The organism is Roseburia lenta (assembly GCF_014287435.1).
In the GTDB taxonomy this organism is placed as follows: domain Bacteria; phylum Bacillota; class Clostridia; order Lachnospirales; family Lachnospiraceae; genus Pararoseburia; species Pararoseburia lenta.
The window spans coordinates 43684-64352 of the sequence record NZ_JACOPG010000002.1; the positions used below are offsets into that span (position 1 = coordinate 43684).

At 46.9% G+C, this 20669-nt stretch carries 17 protein-coding genes; 3 read left to right on the forward strand and 14 right to left on the reverse strand.

The window, feature by feature from the left end:
* Nucleotides 1–64: 64 nt before the first annotated feature.
* From H8R94_RS04140 to H8R94_RS04160, 5 genes are all read right to left on the reverse strand, one after another.
* The gene (locus H8R94_RS04140; protein ID WP_118280055.1) at nt 65–811 is read right to left on the reverse strand and encodes an amino acid ABC transporter ATP-binding protein; all 747 of its coding nucleotides are present in this window, start codon (nt 809–811) and stop codon (nt 65–67) included.
* Nucleotides 801–1535, reverse strand: coding sequence for an amino acid ABC transporter permease (locus H8R94_RS04145; RefSeq protein ID WP_118280058.1), 735 nt, complete (start codon nt 1533–1535; stop codon nt 801–803). Before H8R94_RS04145 ends, H8R94_RS04140 begins: the two co-directional genes overlap by 11 nt.
* Nucleotides 1536–1613: 78 nt before the next feature.
* Nucleotides 1614–2387 carry a transporter substrate-binding domain-containing protein gene (locus H8R94_RS04150; protein WP_186853972.1) on the reverse strand — a complete coding sequence of 258 codons (774 nt, stop codon included), beginning with the start codon at nt 2385–2387 and terminating at the stop codon, nt 1614–1616.
* A 96-nt stretch (nt 2388–2483) separates the two neighbouring features.
* Entirely contained in the window at nt 2484–3374 is an 891-nt protein-coding gene (locus H8R94_RS04155) for a magnesium transporter CorA family protein (protein ID WP_178010889.1), read from the reverse strand.
* A 69-nt stretch (nt 3375–3443) separates the two neighbouring features.
* Entirely contained in the window at nt 3444–4976 is a 1533-nt protein-coding gene (locus H8R94_RS04160) for a methyl-accepting chemotaxis protein (RefSeq protein ID WP_186853973.1), read from the reverse strand.
* A 174-nt stretch (nt 4977–5150) separates the two neighbouring features.
* On the opposite strand from H8R94_RS04160, the gene H8R94_RS04165 reads away from it, so the two are divergent.
* Nucleotides 5151–6515 carry an MATE family efflux transporter gene (locus H8R94_RS04165; RefSeq protein WP_186853974.1) on the forward strand — a complete coding sequence of 455 codons (1365 nt, stop codon included), beginning with the start codon at nt 5151–5153 and terminating at the stop codon, nt 6513–6515.
* A 54-nt stretch (nt 6516–6569) separates the two neighbouring features.
* Here H8R94_RS04165 and H8R94_RS04170 read toward each other — a convergent pair whose 3' ends face one another.
* The 4 genes from H8R94_RS04170 to H8R94_RS04185 form a co-directional block, all read right to left on the reverse strand.
* Nucleotides 6570–7193: a hypothetical protein gene (locus tag H8R94_RS04170; protein ID WP_118280072.1), complete on the reverse strand. Its 624-nt coding sequence runs from the start codon at nt 7191–7193 to the stop codon at nt 6570–6572.
* A gap of 98 nt (nt 7194–7291) precedes the next feature.
* Entirely contained in the window at nt 7292–8707 is a 1416-nt protein-coding gene (locus H8R94_RS04175; protein ID WP_186853975.1) for an MATE family efflux transporter, read from the reverse strand.
* Between the two features lie 20 nt (nt 8708–8727).
* Complete coding sequence (tsaA, locus tag H8R94_RS04180) at nt 8728–9429, reverse strand: tRNA (N6-threonylcarbamoyladenosine(37)-N6)-methyltransferase TrmO (RefSeq protein WP_243238455.1); 702 nt, start codon at nt 9427–9429, stop codon at nt 8728–8730.
* Nucleotides 9430–9576: 147 nt separating this feature from the next.
* Nucleotides 9577–9807, reverse strand: a complete 231-nt coding sequence (locus H8R94_RS04185) for a hypothetical protein (RefSeq protein ID WP_186853976.1) — start codon at nt 9805–9807, stop codon at nt 9577–9579.
* A gap of 186 nt (nt 9808–9993) precedes the next feature.
* Here H8R94_RS04185 and H8R94_RS04190 point away from each other — a divergent pair, with 186 nt between their 5' ends.
* On the forward strand, nt 9994–11295 hold the full coding sequence (locus H8R94_RS04190; RefSeq protein ID WP_178010901.1) for a helix-turn-helix transcriptional regulator: 1302 nt from the start codon (nt 9994–9996) through the stop codon (nt 11293–11295).
* Here H8R94_RS04190 and H8R94_RS04195 read toward each other — a convergent pair.
* Nucleotides 11292–12998 (reverse strand): EAL domain-containing protein, encoded by a 1707-nt coding sequence (locus H8R94_RS04195; RefSeq protein WP_186853977.1) that lies wholly within the window; start codon nt 12996–12998, stop codon nt 11292–11294. The genes H8R94_RS04190 and H8R94_RS04195 overlap by 4 nt on opposite strands.
* A gap of 237 nt (nt 12999–13235) precedes the next feature.
* Here H8R94_RS04195 and H8R94_RS04200 point away from each other — a divergent pair, with 237 nt between their 5' ends.
* Nucleotides 13236–14609, forward strand: a complete 1374-nt coding sequence (locus H8R94_RS04200; protein ID WP_118535781.1) for a sodium-dependent transporter — start codon at nt 13236–13238, stop codon at nt 14607–14609.
* Here the strand turns inward: H8R94_RS04200 and H8R94_RS04205 are convergent.
* The 4 genes from H8R94_RS04205 to H8R94_RS04220 form a co-directional block, all read right to left on the reverse strand.
* Nucleotides 14602–14970, reverse strand: a complete 369-nt coding sequence (locus H8R94_RS04205) for a nitrous oxide-stimulated promoter family protein (protein WP_118280089.1) — start codon at nt 14968–14970, stop codon at nt 14602–14604. The genes H8R94_RS04200 and H8R94_RS04205 overlap by 8 nt on opposite strands.
* Before the next feature lie 9 nt (nt 14971–14979).
* On the reverse strand, nt 14980–16638 hold the full coding sequence (gene cydC, locus H8R94_RS04210; RefSeq protein WP_186853978.1) for a thiol reductant ABC exporter subunit CydC: 1659 nt from the start codon (nt 16636–16638) through the stop codon (nt 14980–14982).
* A complete protein-coding gene (locus H8R94_RS04215; protein ID WP_186853979.1) occupies nt 16635–18401 on the reverse strand; it encodes an ABC transporter ATP-binding protein/permease in 1767 nt (588 codons plus the stop codon). Before H8R94_RS04215 ends, cydC begins: the two co-directional genes overlap by 4 nt.
* 243 nt (nt 18402–18644) lie before the next feature.
* Nucleotides 18645–20561, reverse strand: coding sequence for a glycoside hydrolase family 2 protein (locus H8R94_RS04220; protein WP_186853980.1), 1917 nt, complete (start codon nt 20559–20561; stop codon nt 18645–18647).
* Nucleotides 20562–20669 lie beyond the last annotated feature (108 nt).

Genomic DNA, 20669 nt, shown 5'->3' on the forward strand with positions numbered 1-20669 from the left:
AAAAGCAATACTACCCGGGTGCCTTTTACGATAATTTTCGAATTCGTTTATACTTTTTTTATTTTTAGAGAACCTTTGCCAGGAAGTTCTGTAAACGTTCACTCTGCGGATGTTCAAAGATCTCCTGCGGTGTATTCTGCTCCACAATGGTTCCCGCATCCATAAAGACTACGCGGCTTGCCACTTCTCTGGCAAATCCCATCTCATGGGTAACGACCGCCATGGTCATGCCTTCCTTTGCCAGATTTTTCATAACATCCAAGACTTCTCCGACCATTTCCGGGTCTAAGGCAGAAGTCGGCTCGTCAAACAAAAGGATCTCCGGTTCCATGCAAAGAGCACGCACGATAGCAATACGCTGTTTCTGTCCGCCGGACAACTGGCTCGGATAGGCATCGGCACGATCTTCTAAGCCTACCATACGAAGCAGTTCCATCGCCTTTGCCTCAATCTCACCCTTTGACTTGTGCAAAAGTTTCATCGGTGCGATGGTCATATTGCGAAGCACCGTCATATTGGGGAAAAGATTAAAATGCTGGAAGACCATGCCCATCTTCTGTCTGTGCACATTGATGTCTACCTTTGGATCGGTGATATCCACGCCATCCACAAGGATCTGTCCGCTGGTTGGTTCCTCCAAAAGGTTTAAGGATCTAAGCAAGGTAGATTTTCCGCTTCCGCTTGGACCTATGATGACAACAACCTCGCCCTGGTCAATCTCTAAAGATACACCGTCGAGTGCCTTGATCTCCCCTTTGTTATAATGTTTTTTTAAGTCTGTGACCTGGATCAATACATTCTTATCGCTCATTCTTACGCAAACTCCTTTCCAGACATCCCACTAAGGCAGTCAAAATAACGACCATAACAAGATAGATCGCTGCCACGCCCAGCAATGGCAAAAATGCGGAGAAAGTTCTGCCGCGGATGATGTCGCCCGCCTTGGTCAGGTCCATGATACCCACATAACCTGCAACCGAAGTCTCTTTCAAAAGTACGATAAACTCATTACATAAGGTAGGAAGTACCACCTTGAATACCTGCGGGATGATGATATAGATCATGGTCTGTCCGTAATTAAAGCCAAGGGAACGTCCTGCCTCGAACTGTCCCTCGTCGATCGACATGATACCTCCACGGATGATCTCTGCCACGTAAGCACCGGAATTGATACCGAAAGCAAAGACAGCCACAGCCGTAGAATTGTTGGAAGTGGCAAATATGATAAAGTATGCGATCATAAGCTGCACAACCACCGGCGTTCCACGGATCACTGTCAGATATAACTTACAGATGACATTAGCAATGCTCAATATGTAAAATCCGACCGGATTTCTCTTTTTCATATCTCCGTTGTTCTTGTCATAAGTCGTGCGCACGGTTGCAACGATCGCCCCTAAGACAATACCGATCATAACCGCAAAAAATGTGATCACAAGCGTATTCCCTAAACCTTGAAACAGGGATTTCCATCTGTCGTCCTGTATAAAGACAAACCGGAAATCTGTCACAAAAGTATTCCATCCATTACTCATTTGTCTTCTTCCTTTCTACTATACCCATAGCCTGAAAAAGGGTCAGACACCTGGGTCTGACCCTTTTTGCTCTGGCTTTTATTCTGCTGAAATATATTTATTTACGATCTCGTCAATTTTACCATTACTCTTCAACTTGTCAAGTACATCGTTGATCTGATTCAAAAGTTCATCATTGTCCTTTGCTACACAGATAGCATATTCTTCTTCCACGTACTCTGTGTCTAAGATCTTGAGTCCGTCATTTGCCGCAACAAATTCCTTTGCCGGCTCGCTGTCGATGACAACGCAGTCAACCTTGCCGGTCAGCAGTGCCTGTACCGCATCTGCGCCCTTGTTGTATCGGGTCACCGCATCTTCGCCGTAATCATCTGTAGTGTAGATATCACCTGTGGTATCCTGCTGCACACCGATCTTGGTATTGGAAGACAGATCGTCTACTGTCTGGATGGCACTGCCATCTTTTACAATGATGACCTGCTTTGCTGTCGCATAAGTGTTGGTGAAATTAACGCTCTTTTTTCTGTCCTCTGTAACAGTGATACCAGCCATACCGATATCAAACTTACCGCTCTGCACACCGGAAATGATAGAACCGAACTCTACGTCCTGGATCTGTAATTCCATGCCAAGTTCATCTGCGATCGCCTGTGCCACTTCCACGTCTATTCCTGCATAATCCTGTCCGTCCACATATTCATATGGTGGGAAAGTCGCATTGGTCGCCATGACCAAAGTTTCCTTTTTATCACTTGCAGCCTGCTTGTCACTGCTCTTGCTTCCACAGCCTGTCATCATACCTACCGCAAGGGCAGCCACCAGAACGGCTGCTAAACCTCTTTTTAACTTCATAATTTTCTTCCTTTCTTCCGTCTTCGCTTTCGCCTAAAATTTATAAATATACATATATATTGTATAATATAACACCGTCAGCCCCTCAAAGTCAATCTACCAATAGCGTTTTCTACGAAAGAGGATCATAGAAAAGATCACGATCAGGACTGCTGCCACCAGAACCCCCACATAACCATAACGCCAGTGCAGTTCCGGCATATATTCAAAATTCATGCCATACCAGCCTGCCAAAAGGCTGAGCGGCAAAAAAATAGTTGTTACAATTGTCAGGATCTTCATAATATCATTCTGTCGGATAGAGATCTGCGACTGGTAGATCTCCCAGATCTCCATAGCATACTCCCGCATGATCTCCATATCATCTGCCAGCCGTTTTGTCCTTGTGATGAAGCGTGAAAAGCACTCCATTTCTCCCGGATCTAAAAAGCCGCCCTCCCACTCCATCAGATCATCCGCCAGTTCCGTCAGTTGCTGATAGTAACGGAACAACTGATAAATGCTGTGTTTCATAGTATACATTTTTTGCAGAAAAAAGCGGGCATTATCCTTGGGGATCTCTTCTTCCAAAGTTGCCAGTTGTTTGTATATGACATCCAGCACATGAATATCATTTTCAACAAGGATCTGAAACAGCCGGTAGAGCATGGCTTCCGGTGTCTTTTTCCCATTTTCCTTACGCAGACGGTCCATGATCCCCTGTAGATAGCCGTCAAAATCCGCAAAACAGATCCCGTCCTCCCATACGACAAAGGCAAACTTGGAAAAGGCATGCCCCTGTCCCAACAGCGGCACAGTCTGCTTTTTCCCCTCTACTTTTTTCTCCTCCTGCAAGGGCACCTGCATCTGTACCACGAGGTCGTGACCTTTCTTTTCTACCAGACAGGAGTGAATGGCCTCAGGATCGATCAGATCCTCTTTTTCCTCCTCCCATGTATAAGGATGGATATAACCGCAGCCATCCTTTTTTTCCAATAAAAAATACATACTAAGTGGTATCTCCTATCTCTTTTCTACCTCTTAGTATGTATCTTTTTCTATCCTGTCTATACGATTTTAAGATAAATCAATCTTGACTTTTTTCAATTTCTTCTTTGGCAAATCGTCATCTTCCTCCTCTGCTTCCGGCTCGGATGCCTGTACCAAAGCCTCGGTGATCTCATTGATGTCATGATAACCGTCTACCACATTGCCGATGTTACTGTGGAGATTGTTGATACTTGCGGAGATCTCCTCCATGGCTGCGGATGTTGACTCGATATTGTCGTTGATATTGTTGACATTCTCCAAAGTCGTGTTCATCAGGCTTTCCAGTTCCTGTGCCTGCTTCTCGATCACATTGGCACGGTGCAATACCTGGGAAGTATTCTCGGCGATCTCCTGGAATGAGTAGTTGACATCATTGGCATTCTGCGTACAGGTCTCCACAGACTTCTGTCCTGTTAAGATCTCCTTTTGTACCTGTGCGGTCTGCTCCTCGACACCGTTTAAGATGCCATGGATCTGCTCTGTGAACTTGGCGGAGTCATCAGATAACTGACGGATCTCCGTTGCAACAACAGCAAAGCCCTTGCCATGCTCTCCGGCTCTGGCAGCCTCGATGGAAGCATTCAAAGACAGAAGATTGGTCTGGGATGTGATCTGATCCAGTGTCGCTAAGATCTCGATAATCTTGGCATTTTCCTCGGATAAAGACTGGATGGAGGAAGCAACCGTTTCCATGCGCTTGTTGAGATCCTGCATCTGGGAAGACAGGTCTCCGACCAACTGACCGCCTGTCTGTACCTGGGTGTTGGTCTCGTTGGAAGCCCCTGCCATGCGGGTACTGCTGTCCGCGATATCCTTGATCTGGGAAACCCCGTTTTGTACCATGCCCTTGATCTGCTCAATATCTCCGACCTCTGCCACTGTCCTGCGCGCAATGTCCTCGGTAGCCTCTGCGATCTGATCAGAGATCGTGCCGGTCATAGTAATATTGTCATTTAACTTGCCACTGGTCGTATCTAAGACACCAACAGACTTACCGATCTCTGCTAAGAGTTGTTCTGCCTTTTTACGCTCCTTTTCGCTTGCCTTGTGGGTCTTGCGCAGTTGGTGGAACTGTTCTTTGGTCAGGCGGCAAAGAGAAATATATACCAGCATGCCACTGACAATATAAACAACGCACATTGCCATGGCATCCGTCGACCAGGAATCTCGCAATTCCTGTGTATAGCGGAAATAGAAATATACCATAGCAGCCGCACTGATCGCCGACTGCATGATGATCGGTCGGATGTCCTCATAGATCACAACAAAAAAGATCGACAAGAAAAACATCAGATAATTGGTCGTGCAAGGAAAGGCTATCATCAGAATGATACTGATCGCCGACATGAGTACCACCATGGCATACATCATGACCACCGGATGTACCTTTTTGTTCAAGAGTAACAGGAGCGCTGTAAAGATCAGTCCTCCGATCCCCATCGGGATGACCTGTACGATCCCGGTAAAAAATGTATTTACGATACAGCGAAGCACAATACAGATCAAGAGTGTGATCGCTAATATTCTGTTTTTGTTACGAATGACGTCATTATAATCCATCGTCTTATCCCCCTCGTTTACTATACAAGTGTACAGTTTTCCCCTCAACTGCCCTGTGTATGAAGATAAATACATTATACAATAAGAAAGTTTATTAGGAAAGTATTGTTAAAAAATTTTTTCGTGCTATTATATCTAAAGCGAATTTTGATATATAAGGAAAGGAATGCAATTATGGCAAAAGATACAACAAAAAGATTAACGACAGGAAAACCTATGTCACTGATCCTTGGTTTCTCCCTGCCTCTTTTGGTGGGTATGCTCTTTCAACAGTTCTACAGTCTGGTAGATACCATCATCGTTGGAAAGTTTCTGGGTGTGGATGCCCTCGCCGCCGTCGGTTCCACCGGAGCCATCAACTTTCTCATCATCGGTTTCTGCATGGGCGTGTGCAGTGGCTTTGCCATCCCGGTTGCCCAGCGTTTTGGTGCCGGTGATTATGAAAGCCTGCGCAAATACGTTGCCAACAGTGTCTGGCTCTGCCTCATTTTTTCTGCTGTCATGACTCTGATCGTCTCCGTCTTTTGCCGGCAGATCCTGGAACTCATGCAGACACCGTCCAATATCATAGATCAGGCATACTCCTATATCTTTATCATTTTTGTGGGTATTCCGGTTACTTACCTATATAATATCACTTCCGGTATCATGCGGTCTCTCGGTGACTCCAAGACTCCGGTCTATTTCCTTTTGCTGGCATCCGGGATCAACATCGTACTGGATCTGATCTTTATCACACAGATCGGCATGGGTGTCGAAGGCGCCGGTTATGCAACCGTGATCTCCCAGTTTATCTCCGGGATCTCCTGCCTCATCTATATGAAGGCAAAGTTCCCGATCTTAAAAATGCAGCCGGGCGAATGGGCCTGGAACGGACACTGTGTTGCTACTCTCTGTCATATGGGCGTACCTATGGGCTTACAGTATTCTATCACAGCGATCGGCTCTGTCATCTTGCAGGCTGCCGTCAACAACTTAGGGTCCAATGCCGTTGCCTCCATCACCGCAGCCAACCGTATCTCCATGTTCATCGTATGTCCGTTTGATGCCTTGGGTTCTACCATGGCAACTTACGGCGGACAAAATGTCGGTGCCATGGAACTGGGGCGTGTCAAAGAAGGCTTAAAATCTGCGACCATCCTTGGTCTTTGCTATGCGATCATCGCCTTTTTTGTCCTGCTCTTTGCTGGAAAATATCTCCTGCTTTTGTTCCTGTCCGCAAATGAGACAGCCATCATCGCAGATGCACGGACTTTCCTGCTGATCCAGTCCTGCTTTTATTTTCCGCTGGCTCTGGTCAACATCGTACGTTTTCTCATTCAGGGCATGGGCTTTTCCATCTTTGCCATTCTTGCAGGCGTTATGGAAATGCTGGCGCGAAGCATTGTTGCCTTTACCCTGGTACCGGCGATTGGCTTTCTGGGTGCCTGCTTTGCCAGTCCCTTTGCCTGGATCATGGCGGATGTATTCCTCATCCCGGCCTTCTTCCATGTGCATAAAAAACTGCAAAAGAAGTTTGCTGCACACATAGCACTATAATATTTTCCCATCAAAAAAGGACGGAGCCCATCCGTCCTTTTCTTATGCCTTTCTTTAGGCTTCTACGCCTTTGGATTTGTAATAATCATCAAACAATTTGTTGGCTGCATCCATAGTCTGCTGGCTGATGCTTGGAAGCGATTTGCCCCATGCTGCTGTCGCCTGCTTGAAACCTTTTTGCATGGCTTCCTGCATCTTCTGCATCTTTTCTACATCATCTCCTGCAAGTGCACTTGCAAAATCAAACAAACGCTGTGAGGTCTGGGAAACACCCCAGTATCCGTCATCTGCGATATCTGCCTGCGCCTGTGCCTTGGTTGCTGCATCCACAGTAAAGTTGCCGCTGGCTAAGAATTTCCAGATAGAATCATCACCGGTTGCCTGACTGTAGGACTTTGCCTGTCCGTTCATCATATCCTGTACCAGTGAGATCAAACTCTGCTGCCTGTTCTCCTGATCCTGCTTCAACTGCTGCACCAGGGCTGCACGATCGGATGAACTCATCTTGTTGATGGAATAAGTTGCTTTCTTTTCTGTTGTTCCCTTCTCATAAACCGCCTCTTTTTCCTCAGTGGCACTTGTTTTTTCAGCCTCTTTGGAAGTCTTGGCAGAAGAAGTCTTTCCGTAGCGGTTGTAAACGCTATCGGTCTTAGTAGTTCCTACCGGATTCATACTCATAATCTTGTCCTCCTTGATCAATAATGCAATGTCGAAATCCTTTTCAACGTTTCTTATCTTCTATATCGGAGGAAATTTTGCAAAATAAACCCCTTAGCCTACTTTTGTGCATTTTTTCGCCCCATGGAAAGCAAGCCTAAGGCAAGCAGGATGGCTTTTAAGATGTTGTTACAGATCATCATGATCCAGACAGCCGTGATCCCCAGTCCAAAGACGCGCACGCAGAGATATGTGCCGACCACACGCACACCCCACATACTGATCAGTTCCACCACCAGAGGATAGCGGGTGCGTCCCATACCATTATAAATACCTTCCATGACTGCCGATGTGCCAAAGACCGGTTCCGTAAAGGCCACCATCCGAAGCAGACGCGTCCCGATAGCGATCACCTGCGGATCTTTTGTAAAAATAGACATCATGGCATGGGCGCCGACAAAGAGCAGGATACCTGTGATGCACATGAGTCCAAAGATCAGAGCGATCGACACGATCTTAACATCCTTTTCTTTCTTTTTATTCTTCTCACCGATGGCGTGGCCGATCAAGGTAGAAGTCGCCGCCATCATGCCATAGCCCGGAATATAAAAGATCTCCTCCGCCGTAATGGCAATGGCATGTGCCGCATAGGTGATCGTATCCATAGAGGAGACAAAACTGGTAAAGACCACATGTCCCAGGCAGGATGCCAGGCGTGTTAGGACAACCGGAAGGCTAATGGCAAGGACAGCTGTCAGAACCTGTCGGGTCGTAACCGGCAAAATGTCTTGCGCTTTTTCTGTTACAAGCGGCTTACCTTCTTTCCCCTGCGCCGGGGAGCCCCCCTTTCCCAGCACATCCAGACTCGGATTGCGTAGGAATACAACCGTCATCAAAAGGCCCCCGATCGTATAAGATACCATGGTCGCCATGCCGGCTCCCACAGCCCCCTGTCCCCAAAGATAGATAAAGACATAGTTGAGCCCGATATTGATAACATTGACCCAGACATTGACGATCATAGGTGTCTTGGTATCGCCCGTTGCCCGGATGGCAGAAGCAAATATAATGGTCGCCGCACGAAAGATCATAGGCAGATTGATATAGATAAAATAGCGTGTGGCATCTGCATGAATCGCCTTTTCTGCCCCCATCCAGACCGGCACATGGGGTGCCATCCAAAGGGTGATCGCCATAAGGATGCCCCCGGCAAGCAGTGCCACGATCATGGCGAGTCTGGATGCCTTGCGGATCTTACTTTGATCTTTTTCTCCCACTGCCCTTGCAATATAGGAAAGGAAGCCCACGCCAAGGGCACCGATCACGCTCTGGATCAGCCAGGTATAGGTAGCGGTCAGAGATACCGTTGCCGTTGCCTGTGCGCCCAGATGTCCCACCATGGCAGTATCTACATATTGTAAGATGGTCTCCAAGAGATTTTCTAAGATCGTAGGCCATGCCAGGGTCAGCAGTATACCAAGGACTGCCTTATCCAAGCCAAATTTTATGCGATTGTCTGTATTCGACTGTGTCATCTTATATTCTTTCTCCTTTTTCACCTTTCTGCGCCCCGGATGCAATGCACAGCGCAAACACTGGCTCTGTCCCCCTCCACGGTAAAGTGGATGTCCCAGCGGTCAAAGGCGATCTTATAGACCTGATCGGCACGATTGTGATAAGGCGGTCTGGGATCCTGCTTTAAAAAGGCGATCGCCGCCTTTTGCTTTTCTTTTGGAAGTTTGTCCAGCAATTCCTGTGGAAAGTCCACCTTTAGTGCATGGGAAAAGACCGCATCGGCAAATCCCCCTTTGGCATCTGCCCTTGCATCCGCATAAGGCAGATAAGGCTTGATATCATAAATGGGCGTGCCATCCACCATATCTACCCCTGCCACATAAAGTACCGGTGCCTTGGCACAAGCATAGTCGACGTCTAATAACCTGACACAGGACAGTCCAATGGGATTGGGGCGAAAGGGTGAGCGCGTGGCAAAAACTCCCATACGCTTTTTTCCTCCCAGGCGTGGCGGTTTTACCGTCGCCGACCAATGCTCTTTTTGACTGAGAGAAAACTGCCATAGGATCCAAAGATGGGAAAATTCCTCAATGCCGCGGAAGGCTTCAGCACGACGAAATTCCGGCTTCAATTCGATGCGCCCGACCAGTTCCTCTATCAGACCGCTCTGTCTGGGCAACCCAAACTTGGTCGGGAAATCCGTTTGCACATGTCCGATGATCTGCATGTTTGTCTCTTCCATGACTTTTTCTCTCCTCTTGTTTATAGTACATTCTCTTGTCCGAGATACTTCTTCAAACGTTCAAGCCCGAGTATAACACAAGCGCAGATAAAAAAATAGAGGTCAGCATCTTTGCCGACCTCCCTCGTCATTTTTATGTAAGACCAATTACACTTTATGCTTCTGCCTGATGTAACTGTTCTGCTGCTGCATCACGTTTGGCCTGATTGTCTGCCTGCACCTGTTTGCGATACCGTAGCCTTCACTGCCGGCATAAGAAGCATAAACCATACACATGTACATACAAATGTTGTTACCAGCACACGCCGGAGCCATGATCATCTCCCATAACTTGGCGCTGCGGTATTTCGTGCCTGTAACACTTACCTCTTTACTCATAAAAAGTCCTCCTCTATTGTTGAAACGAATACTTCGTCCCCTTCATTTAACTATACAGTAGCACGAGTAGGATCAAAGCATCGTACATAAATTCATGTTTATATTATTTTTTTCGTGATTTTTATAGAAATTTAATATTTTTGCGTTATACTGGATACAAACAAAGCAAATAAGGAGTATGTCAGTATGTTTTCTAAAGAGACCTGTGAGATGACCATAAAAATCTTATCCACATGCTATCCCCTGCAGTTCTGGGAGTATTCCCCTGCCATGGAACTGCTTTCGAATCATGATGGACAGGCAGAGTTTATGGACCGGCTCATTTCTTTAAATGGTATGAAAGACTTTCTGATCGCATATGCCAAAGAAGATGTCTGCCCTCCCTATGAATTTTCAGACGATCTGGGCATTATCATAGGCTGTGTATTTTCCAAAGAGGATAAAAGAACCGACCGTGTCCTTTTACTGGGACCGACCTTTGCCAATGACCGGTCTCTAAAACGCCTGCTGGATGATCTGGAGATCCATGATCTTTCCGTGTCCGCCCGTAAATATATGTACGAGCAGTTCAAGGACTATCCCATCATCCCCATTAATATCTTTGAGCAATACCTGCTCATGCTCCACAATGCCATCTGCGATGAATGTCTGGATTTTCCTGCCATCCGGCGCAAGAACTTTTACCATACCAAAAAGACGGCTGCCGTCCCGGAGACCAACATAGCCACCAAGGCATTTATGCAAGCCTTAGAAGATTATAAGGGCAACGATGCCTCCATCCGCCACTTACAGCAGACTTCTTATAAATTAAACGAAGATCTGTCCCGCGACCATGCCGGGGTTTCCGGTTTTGAGCAGCAACTGGTCGCTGCAGTCGAGCAGGGAAATATGGGACTTTTAGACCTGATCAAGGAAGGTGGAAAGTTCTCCAACGGCATCAAGATCCAGTTGGAAAATGATCTGCAACGCTGCAAGTACGGATCCATCTCCCTTTTGACCCTCTGCAGCCGCGCAGCCATCCGGGGCGGCCTGTCTGCCTCCATCTCCTATTCTTTGATGGATACCTACACCCTCGCCATCGACAACTGTGCAAATGTAAATGATATCCGCTATATCAACGACACCATCTTTGCCGACTACATCACCCGTGTGCACGATGCCAAGCAAAACGAGGATATCTCTGCGCCCATCCGCGCCTGCATTGACTACATCAACCTGCATATCCGCGACAAGATCACGATCAAAGACCTGTCACACTTTACCGGTTACAGCGACTATTATCTGTCCCACAAATTCAAGGAAGAACTGGGCATCACGGTCAACCAGTATGTCCAAAAAGAAAAACTAGCGGCAGCAAAAGTGCTCCTGACTACCGAGCACATGAATGTGACCCAGGTAGCAGAAGCACTGCATTTTTGTTCGCAATCTTATTTCTCAAATCTTTTTCAAAAAGAATATGGGGTATCCCCTTCCCAGTATCACGGCTAGTCCTCTCTGTACTGGGCATTTAAGAGCGCCTCAAATTCCTCCTGCGGCAAAGGCTTGGAGAAATAGAAGCCCTGAATATAATCGCATCCCATCTCCCGCAAAGCATCCACCTGTTCCTTGGTCTCTGCCCCTTCGGCTACGACTTTGGAACCGATGGCATGTGCCATGTCGATAATGGCTTGAATGACAGCATTTGCCTTTGTCGTCGTACCGATCTTTTGCACAAATCCCATATCTAATTTGACAACATCAAAATCATAATCACGGATGGTACTAAAGGACGAGTAGCCACTGCCAAAGTCATCCAAATAGAACTTGACGCCGATCCGCTTCATATCCAAAAGCACATTGCGGTTGTTGCTGGCAACGGTCGAGTATGCCGTCTCCGTCACCTCAAAACGTGTATAATCCATCGGCAGGTCGGTATTGGAAACATCCAGAAGAACCGATGCCATCATATCTTTATCAAAGAAATCCATCTGGGACATATTCATGGAAACCGGAACAATAAACTGTCCCTTTTTGTAGCGTTCCTCCATAAAGGAAAGCACACTGCGTTCCACGAAAAGATCCATCTGGGAGATACGTCCGCTGTCCTCTAAGGCAGGTACAAAGATGCCCGGCGATACCATTTCTCCATCTGCCTTTTTCCAGCGCACCAGCGCTTCGGCGGATGCTATCTCACCGGAAAAGGCATCATAGACCGGCTGGTAATAAACCTGAAACTCATGCTTTTCCAGAGCATTGCTGATATCCCGCAGTGCATCGTTTCTCTCCATATAAGAACTGCCCATCTTTTGATCAAAAATAGCATATGGCTTTACATATTCATCCTCGATATAATCCTTTGCCATGCGGGCGCGATCACACATATTGCTGACACTGTCCAAACGCTCCTCCGCAGGTATCATATAGATACCGCAGACACCGTAAACATCTAAGGATCTCTGATCAAATACCAGGGTCTGATGTAAGAATTGCTTTAAGTGTTCATAATTGATATTGGCTGGATCCACCAGACAGACAAAATGATCTGCCTCGATACGTCCCACAGCATAAGGATGCAGGTTAGATCTGTGAATGACACGCACGACCTCACGCAGTGCCAGATCTCCGCCCTCCGTACCGAACAACTCATTGATTGCCTTGAAGCCCTTGAGGTTGATATACATAATGGCAAGATCATGGTCTACGGCAGGATCCCGCAGAACAGCTCTTGCCTTTCGGATAAAGCCATATCGGTTCAACTCTCCGGTCAGATGATCCTGTTCTAGGAGTTTTGTCACATCCTTTAAGGTCGTAAGGATCAAACCATCTTCCTGATCCAGATAAGAAAACTTCCATTGTTTCTTGTGGCGGTTGTGTTCCGGTGTACTAAAATGGAACATAAAACTGTAAACTTTTTGTTCTTCCAACTGCTTTACGATGTATGGGATCTCCGAGCAGTGCATAAAGTCCTTACCGTCGTTATCATCCAAAAAAGTCTCTACCAAAAGGGCGCGCGCATCATAATAGTCATGCTCCTCGCCTGTCCAGTCCCAATCTGCATGCAATTCATCTGTATCTACATAAAGCATCCCTGTCTGGGTGTTGATGACACAAATATAGTCATACTCACTTCTGACAAGATAATCTGAAATTTTCTCATGTACCCGTTTCACATCATGTCCTGCTATCGTCTTGGCTGTCTCTTGTTTCTCCATCTTCATCCCCTGGGGAAATATATCCCGTCATATGCTATTTTTCCTATACGAAAGGCGACGCCCATCTGTCTGCTCTCGAACCTCGTCACACATCCATATTGTAATACTCCTCATCTTGCAAGACAACCTTTATTTTCTATACGGCATTGCAAATTTTCAGTATTTATGCTAAACTTCCTCCATTATGTATGCCCAAATGCATTTAATAGGAAATAATCTTGAGGGGGAAATTTTATCATGCATGATCCAAACAAAAAGCGCAGTTCCTTTTCCGGTAAGATCGGCTTTGTCCTGTCTGCAGCCGGTGCTTCTGTCGGGCTTGGAAATATCTGGCGTTTTCCATACCTTGCTGCCAAATACGGCGGCGGTATTTTTCTATTGATCTATATCATCCTTGCCCTGACCTTTGGTTATACCATGATCATGGCAGAGACATCACTCGGTCGTATGACCAAGAAAAGTCCGGTCGGAGCCTACCATTCCTTCGGCAGATCCAAATGGCTGTCTGTCGGCGGCTGGCTCAACGCCATCATACCCATCCTGATCGTACCTTACTACTCCGTCATTGGCGGCTGGGTACTCAAATATCTCATTGGCTATCTCTCTGGAAAGGGCTCTGCACTCGCTCAGGACGGCTATTTCAGCACCTTTATCTCTGACGGGGCATCCACAGAACTCTGTTTTCTGGTCTTTGCCCTGCTGACGCTTGGCATCATCTTTGCGGGCGTACGAAACGGCATTGAACGCGTATCCAAGATCATGATGCCCATCCTGGTCGTACTGTCCGTCATTATTACCATCTATTCTGTAACCAGACCAGGTGCCCTTGCCGGTGTCAAATATTTTCTGGTGCCAAACCCGGAAAACTTCTCCTGGATGACCGTCGTTGCCGCCATGGGACAGATGTTTTATTCCCTGTCGATCGCCATGGGCATCTTAGTGACCTTTGGTTCTTACATGAAAAAGGATGTCTCCATCGAGGACTCTACCAAGAATGTAGAGATCTTTGACACAGCGATCGCCATTATGGCTGGTCTGATGATCATTCCGGCGGTCTTTGCTTTTTCTGGCGGAGATCCGGACACCTTACAGGCAGGTCCGTCCCTCATGTTCATCACGATCCCGAAAGTCTTTGACAGCATGGGGCTTGGCACGGGCGTCGGCATCCTTTTCTTTGTGCTGGTACTCTTTGCCGCTATGACAAGTTCCATCGCACTGACGGAAAGTGCGGTTTCCACCTTTGAGGACGAACTTGGCTGGAGAAGGAAAAAGGCGACCGTTATCGTCGGTATCATCATGATCGCGCTCGGCACTCTTTCCTCTCTGGGCTATGGTCCACTGGCAAATGTAACCCTGATCGGCATGCAGTTTTTGGATTTCTTTGACTTCCTGACAAACTCAGTCATGATGCCGCTGGCTGCCCTTGCGACCTGTCTGCTCGTCTCCCGGGTGGTCGGCACACAAAAAATAGAGGATGAAGTGACAGACGGAGGAAAACCATTCCGTCGTAAAAAGATCTTCCAGTTTATGATCAAGTATCTCTGTCCGATCTTTGCCATCATCATCCTCATTTCATCCATTGCCAATGCTTTTGGCTGGATCTCTATGTAGTTTCCAGTCGCTTTTTCTCCCGCCGCGTCTCTACGAGATGGCGGATGCAGGCGACGGGATGCACAAAGAGCATCCGCGGTCCGCTATAGCGCATCACTTCTTTGATGCGCTGGCGCATCTCGGGCTTGTAGCAATGCACCTTGCAGTTGGAACAAAAAGTCTTTGTCTCCATAAAAGGACACTTGTCACTGCGCATTCTCGCATAATCATCCAGTGCCTGACACTCTTTGCAGAGACACTTGTTTTTCTTATCATAAGCCGCATGATTTCCCTTGCAGTAGACACGGATCATATCCGAAACCATAGTTTTTTCCCGTTCTCTTTTTTCTATAAGTTCCTGACTGGTCAAATTTTCTTCCATCATCTTCTCCTAACTGACGCGTCCTTCCTTCATTTGATAGACCTGATCGGCAATGCGCATGGCAGAATCCCTGTGTGAGACCAAAAGGATCAGTTTATCTCCTCGCTCCTCGCGCAAAGAACGCAAAATGACACTTTCATTCAAGGAATCCAGATTGCTGGTCGGCTCATCCAGAAGCATCATCGGCGCGTCGTGTAAAAAGGCACGCGCCAGCCCGATACGCTGACGCTCTCCGCCGGATAAGGTATCACCCAACTCGCCCACCGGTGTGTCATAGCCCTGCGGTAAGGACAGGATAAAGTCATGAATGGAGGCTTTTTTGCAGGCTTCCTCGATCTCCTCTCTGGTCGCATCCAGTTTTGCAATGCGGATATTTTCTGCGATAGAGTCACAGAAAAGATGGGTCTCCTGGATCATATAGCCCTGCATCCGGCGCAGATCTTCCGTATTGATCTTTCCGATCTCCCGGTCTGCGATTGCAAGTTTTCCTGAATCAACATCCCAGAAACGCATCAAAAGTTTTAAGAGGGTTGATTTACCGCTGCCGCTCTTTCCGACAATACCAAGAATGCCCTGCTTTGGCACATCCAAAGACACTCCATCTAAGATCGTCTCCTTTTCATATGCAAAGGTCACATCCTCGATCGTCACCTGTCCGTAAGTTGTCTGGTCTGCACCTGTGATCTCAGCGACCTGTGGTTCTTCCTCTAAAATGTCTAAGACACGGTTGCCTGAGGCAAAGGTATTCTGTAAGGTCGTTCCCAGATTTGCCAGTGCCACCACCGGTCCAAAGGAGGACATAAGTGCCAGAGTCGCGATCACGATCCCGTCAAAGGCAATGATCCCTTCTTTATATAAATAAGATGCGCTAAGCAGCATAAGGAAGTCAAAGACCAGGATTGCCGTATTGGTCACCGCCATATTAAGCCCAGTCACACGCTTCATTTTTTCCTGACAGTCATTCATCCGATCGGTGCGCTCATTCATCTGCTGCATACGTTTTTTTCCATTGCCATACTGCATGGTCTCCGGCAGACCGCGCAAAGAATCCAGCACAAATGCACTCAGACTACCTGACTGATTGCGGAACTCCAATCCCAGATCGCCACTCGTTTTGGAAGCAATGACCGGTACGATGACGCCCACGGTCACATATGCCGCCAATGCCAGCAGTCCCAGACCCCAGTGGATATGTCCGATGAAAAGACTCAGGATGACCGAGTAGATCGTAGCGATCGCGATCGGCGAGATCGTGTGTGCGTAAAAAACTTCCAAAAGTTCAATATCTGAAGTAATGACGGATATCAGATCTCCCTTGTCCCTGCCCTCAAGTTTTGCCGGGCAAAGCCTGCGCAGGGCTGCAAATGCTTTTGCGCGGATCAGTGCTAAGAGTTTGAATGCAATGTAATGGTTGCAGGACTGCTCCGTATAGCGGGCAAATCCTCTGGCGATGGCAAAGACCACCATGCAGACAAAGAAGAAAGCAATGGAGTGGGCGATTGGAAATCCCCAAACCTTCAATGCCGCATAACCGGCAAAAATAGTGATAAAGGATGCCAATAAATGTCCGATCAGACCTAATGTAATGGCAAGGAGCATATAGCCCAGAAGCGGACGTACCATGCCGATCAGTTTTGCCATGATCTCTAAATTTGATCTCTTTTTCATGCCTGTGCTCCTCCTTTCTCAGACTTTCCGTAATTTTCCAATTCCTGCTGTGCCTGCCAGAGTGACGCGTAAGTTTTTTGCTCTTGCAAAAGGCTTTCATGCTGCCCCACTTCAACGATCTGACCTTTTTCCAATACATAGATCTGATCTGCTCCGACCACATTTGCCAAACGGTGGGAGATCAGAAGCACGGTCTTTGTCTTAGCCAAAGCAATGATCTGCTCCATGATATCATTTTCACTCTCGACATCAATATTGGAGGTTGCCTCATCAAAAATATAGATCGGGCTGTCATGCAAGAGAGCACGCGCCAATGCCATGCGCTGCCGCTGTCCGCCGGACAAGTTGGATGCCTTTTCCAGTAATTTGGTATCCAGCCCCTCCTCTTGCCGTAAAAAGTCTGCCAGTTTGGTCTGCTCTAAGACCTTCCACATTTCCCCTTCCGTGGCGTCTTCCTTTGCCATCAAAAGATTATCGCGCACGCTTCCCTTAAAGAGATAGGCATCGTGGCTGACATAGGTGATCTTCTGCATACGCACATCTTCCGGAATGGCTGCCAATGGCAGTCCTCCCAAGGTGATCTGCCCCTGGTCAGCCGTATTTCTTCCCATAAATAAGGATGCGATCGTTGATTTGCCGCAGCCGCTGGCTCCGACCAGGGCAACAAACTGCCCGGATTTTACTGACAGGTTGATATGGACTAAGATCTGACGGCTCTCATCATAGGAAAAAGACAGGTCCTGCATACAAAGATCGTTTGTTTGTGGTACCTCTTCTGCGATCTCCCCTGTCTCTTCCTTTTTGACATCCAAAAGGGCAAAGATCTTGTCACTGGCTGCCATACCATTCATGGCAACATGGAAAAAACTTCCCAGTTGGCGCATAGGAATAAAGAAGTCAGCCGAAAGCAGGATGATAAAAAGTGTGCCGGTAAGATCGATATGACCTGCGCGATACTGAAGGATGGCAACGATCATGCCAAGTGCCGCACCGCCATAAGCAACAATATCCATAATGGTAATGGAATTTAACTGCATGGTCAGGACCTTCATGGTGATCTTTCGGAACTTTTCGGCTTCCTCGTCCATCTTTTCACTCTTATAGCCATCTGCCTGATAGATTTTCAAGGTCGTAAGCCCTTGCAGGTCTTCCAAAAAGGTGTCGCCCAAAGCCGTATATTGTCCCCAGTATTTTGACAAAAGTTTCTTTGCCCACTTCTGGACAAAGACGATCGCCATCGGGATCATAGGCACGCAGACCAAAAGTACGATCGCTGCCGGCACATTGACAAAGCAAAGGACAATAAACAAAGTCAGGGGTGCCAACATGGCATAAAAGAACTGCGGCAGGTAGGCACCAAAGTAAGTCTCCAACTGGTCTACTCCCTCCACGGCGATCTGTACGACTTCGGAACTGGCAACGTATTTTTGATAGGAAGAACCCAGTGCCAGGAGTTTCTCATAGATCTTTTGTCGCAGGGTCTTTTTTACGGTCTTTGCCGAAAGAAAACTCATGCGGTTGGAAAGAAGGGTGCAAAGGAAACGTGCCAGGATACAGAATACAACAACCAAGACCAGTCTTTTGATGTTCTGATAAAAGTCGCCTCCCCTGCCGCTGTCCGGCAGTAAAGTTCCTAAAAATCCGGTAATGCTATACATCATCAGGATGTTGGCAAGCATGCCAAGCCACTGAAAGATGACATTGCCGGCTATGTATTTTTTGCTCTCGCCCACCATGGCGATGAGCCGTTTGTTCATCATCATATGTATGTTCTCCTTCCCTGTATCTATGAAATATACTTTCGTTTTGATTAGTTGATGTGTACCGTGGTTTTTCATTCATAACATAGGTTCGCTTTAACTTACCACATTTTGCTGGATTTTTCCACTGGTTTTTTCTTCCTGCCATTGGATTTTTCTTCTTGCCATCAGAACTGCAGAGTTTCTGTAATCAAAAAAGATGTAAGTCATTTTCGACTTACACCTTAAAATAGTATTGCATGATTATTATATTTTCTTCACTTTCCGATCATAGGTATAGATACCATTGACCTCGTCCTCGATATCAGATACCTGTGTGTAGACACTTGCACACAACCCCTGTGGAATCAATCTCATCGCCTCCTGACGCCGCTTTTCATATGCCGCCTTAAGGCTCTCCGTATCTTTATAAGTTCCATATCCATAGATAGCTTCTGTTGTGGTATGTTCCGGGATGCCATAGGAATAACCTCCATACTCTGACAATACAGCCACACGCTCATTCTTTCTTGGGTCACGCGGGATGACCAGGGGGAAGAAATAATTGTGAAAGGAATTCATATCGCCGCTTCCCTGATCGTACCAGCCGCTTGCCGCATCGATCAGGCGCGTTGGATCCGCCTCTCTTGCCAGTGCCACCATTTCATTGGTCGAAAACTGTCCCCAGCCCTCGTTGAAAATAACCCATGTACTGATGCAGGGGTGTTTCTTTAATAAGGCGATCGTCTCTAACATCTCCTGCTGCCATTCACGTTGTCCAGCCTCGTCCTCACGCGAAAGCAGTTTTCGATGCCTGTCATTGCTTTTGATCTGTAAAAACGAAAGTACGGTAGCCAGATATGTAACATACCAATCCTTGTAAGACCTACCGCCATTTACCATATCCTGCCATACGATCATCCCCAGCCTGTCACAATGGAAATAAAATCGCTCCGGTTCAATCTTGATATGCTTACGGATCATATGAAATCCGGTCTCCTTCATTCCCATGATATCAAAAATATATGCCGCATCCGCAGGCGGTGTCATGAGTCCATCCGGCCAATAGCCCTGATCCAAAACACCTTCCATAAATATCGGATGATGATTTAAACAGATGCGCCAGATTCCATCTTTATCTTTTTCCTTTGTGAACGTGCGCAGTGCAAAGTAGCCGTAAATAACATCCTCCCCCAGCAAGATTTCATAATCATATAAATAAGGTGTTTCCACGCTCCAGAACTTGCGGTCTGCTTCCGGTATCTCCAGCACAATATCTTCCAGATATAGATTAGGATTATCCGAACTTTCCACCTTTTTTCTTATGATGGTGCTATCCTTGTACTCTGCTATGACTGTTTTTCCGCTTATTTCCTGTATTTTAGCATGCGGTGTTTCAATATTTGCTCGCGCATGAGATGATGCAAAAATCCGTATCGTTACAGGTAAGCCTGCATTTGTCATGAAATTTTCACAAATATCTGTTAATTCATTCGTTTCATTTTTTCCCTGTGCAAGAATAGTAAAACACACTTTTCCATGATCACTATCTGCCACCACATTTACTTCTGCGATTGCAAGAGCCGGTACATATTCCATCCAGACCGTCTGCCAGATACCACTTTGTGCCGTGTAATACATACCGCCACGCTGTAACTTTTGCTTTCCCCTCGCATGATAAGAAGTGTCGCTGACATCCTTCACCTTCACGACAAGATCCAGTGCGTCCGCCCGGCTCTTCCTTGCATATGGTGTCAGGTCAAGGGTAAATGGGAGATATCCGCCAACATGTGTCATCACTTCTTTTCCGTCCACATAGACATATGCTGTCTGATCCACCGCACCAAAATGTAGGAGCAGACGCATCCCTTGATCCAGTTTTTTTCTATCCAGTACAAGTTCTCTATGATACCAGAGATATTCATCCGGTTGCAACTGATGCTCCACACCGGAGAGTGCGGCTTCCGGTGAGTATGGCACAAGGATTTTCCCATTATAAATATCCGGGATTTTCTCCCCATCCAACTGTTTTGTGATGGCATAATCCCACCAACCATTGAGATTCTCATAAGAATCGCGCATCATGGATGGGCGCGGATATTCTGTAAGTACTGCAAGATCTTCCTTGCCCACTTTCATCTCCTCTTTTAATTTTTCTCCCCAACTTGTATATAACTGCTTCATACGCACACCTTCTTTTCACCTTTGGGCTCATTGTATCACACCTTTGCGGTCTTTTCACTGTTTATCCAGCCAAGAAAAAAGGACCCTGCGACACAGCAGAGTCCTTCC

What these genes read in the sequence shown, in the direction of transcription:
- H8R94_RS04140 (WP_118280055.1), bottom strand. Translation starts at nt 811, where the DNA reads ATGAGCGATAAGAATGTATTGATCCAGGTCACAGACTTAAAAAAACAT.
- H8R94_RS04145 (WP_118280058.1), bottom strand. Translation starts at nt 1,535, where the DNA reads ATGAGTAATGGATGGAATACTTTTGTGACAGATTTCCGGTTTGTCTTT.
- H8R94_RS04150 (WP_186853972.1), bottom strand. Translation starts at nt 2,387, where the DNA reads ATGAAGTTAAAAAGAGGTTTAGCAGCCGTTCTGGTGGCTGCCCTTGCG.
- H8R94_RS04155 (WP_178010889.1), bottom strand. Translation starts at nt 3,374, where the DNA reads ATGTATTTTTTATTGGAAAAAAAGGATGGCTGCGGTTATATCCATCCT.
- H8R94_RS04160 (WP_186853973.1), bottom strand. Translation starts at nt 4,976, where the DNA reads ATGGATTATAATGACGTCATTCGTAACAAAAACAGAATATTAGCGATC.
- H8R94_RS04165 (WP_186853974.1), top strand. Translation starts at nt 5,151, where the DNA reads ATGGCAAAAGATACAACAAAAAGATTAACGACAGGAAAACCTATGTCA.
- H8R94_RS04170 (WP_118280072.1), bottom strand. Translation starts at nt 7,193, where the DNA reads ATGAGTATGAATCCGGTAGGAACTACTAAGACCGATAGCGTTTACAAC.
- H8R94_RS04175 (WP_186853975.1), bottom strand. Translation starts at nt 8,707, where the DNA reads ATGACACAGTCGAATACAGACAATCGCATAAAATTTGGCTTGGATAAG.
- tsaA (WP_243238455.1), bottom strand. Translation starts at nt 9,429, where the DNA reads ATGGAAGAGACAAACATGCAGATCATCGGACATGTGCAAACGGATTTC.
- H8R94_RS04185 (WP_186853976.1), bottom strand. Translation starts at nt 9,807, where the DNA reads ATGAGTAAAGAGGTAAGTGTTACAGGCACGAAATACCGCAGCGCCAAG.
- H8R94_RS04190 (WP_178010901.1), top strand. Translation starts at nt 9,994, where the DNA reads ATGTTTTCTAAAGAGACCTGTGAGATGACCATAAAAATCTTATCCACA.
- H8R94_RS04195 (WP_186853977.1), bottom strand. Translation starts at nt 12,998, where the DNA reads ATGGAGAAACAAGAGACAGCCAAGACGATAGCAGGACATGATGTGAAA.
- H8R94_RS04200 (WP_118535781.1), top strand. Translation starts at nt 13,236, where the DNA reads ATGCATGATCCAAACAAAAAGCGCAGTTCCTTTTCCGGTAAGATCGGC.
- H8R94_RS04205 (WP_118280089.1), bottom strand. Translation starts at nt 14,970, where the DNA reads ATGGAAGAAAATTTGACCAGTCAGGAACTTATAGAAAAAAGAGAACGG.
- cydC (WP_186853978.1), bottom strand. Translation starts at nt 16,638, where the DNA reads ATGAAAAAGAGATCAAATTTAGAGATCATGGCAAAACTGATCGGCATG.
- H8R94_RS04215 (WP_186853979.1), bottom strand. Translation starts at nt 18,401, where the DNA reads ATGATGATGAACAAACGGCTCATCGCCATGGTGGGCGAGAGCAAAAAA.
- H8R94_RS04220 (WP_186853980.1), bottom strand. Translation starts at nt 20,561, where the DNA reads ATGAAGCAGTTATATACAAGTTGGGGAGAAAAATTAAAAGAGGAGATG.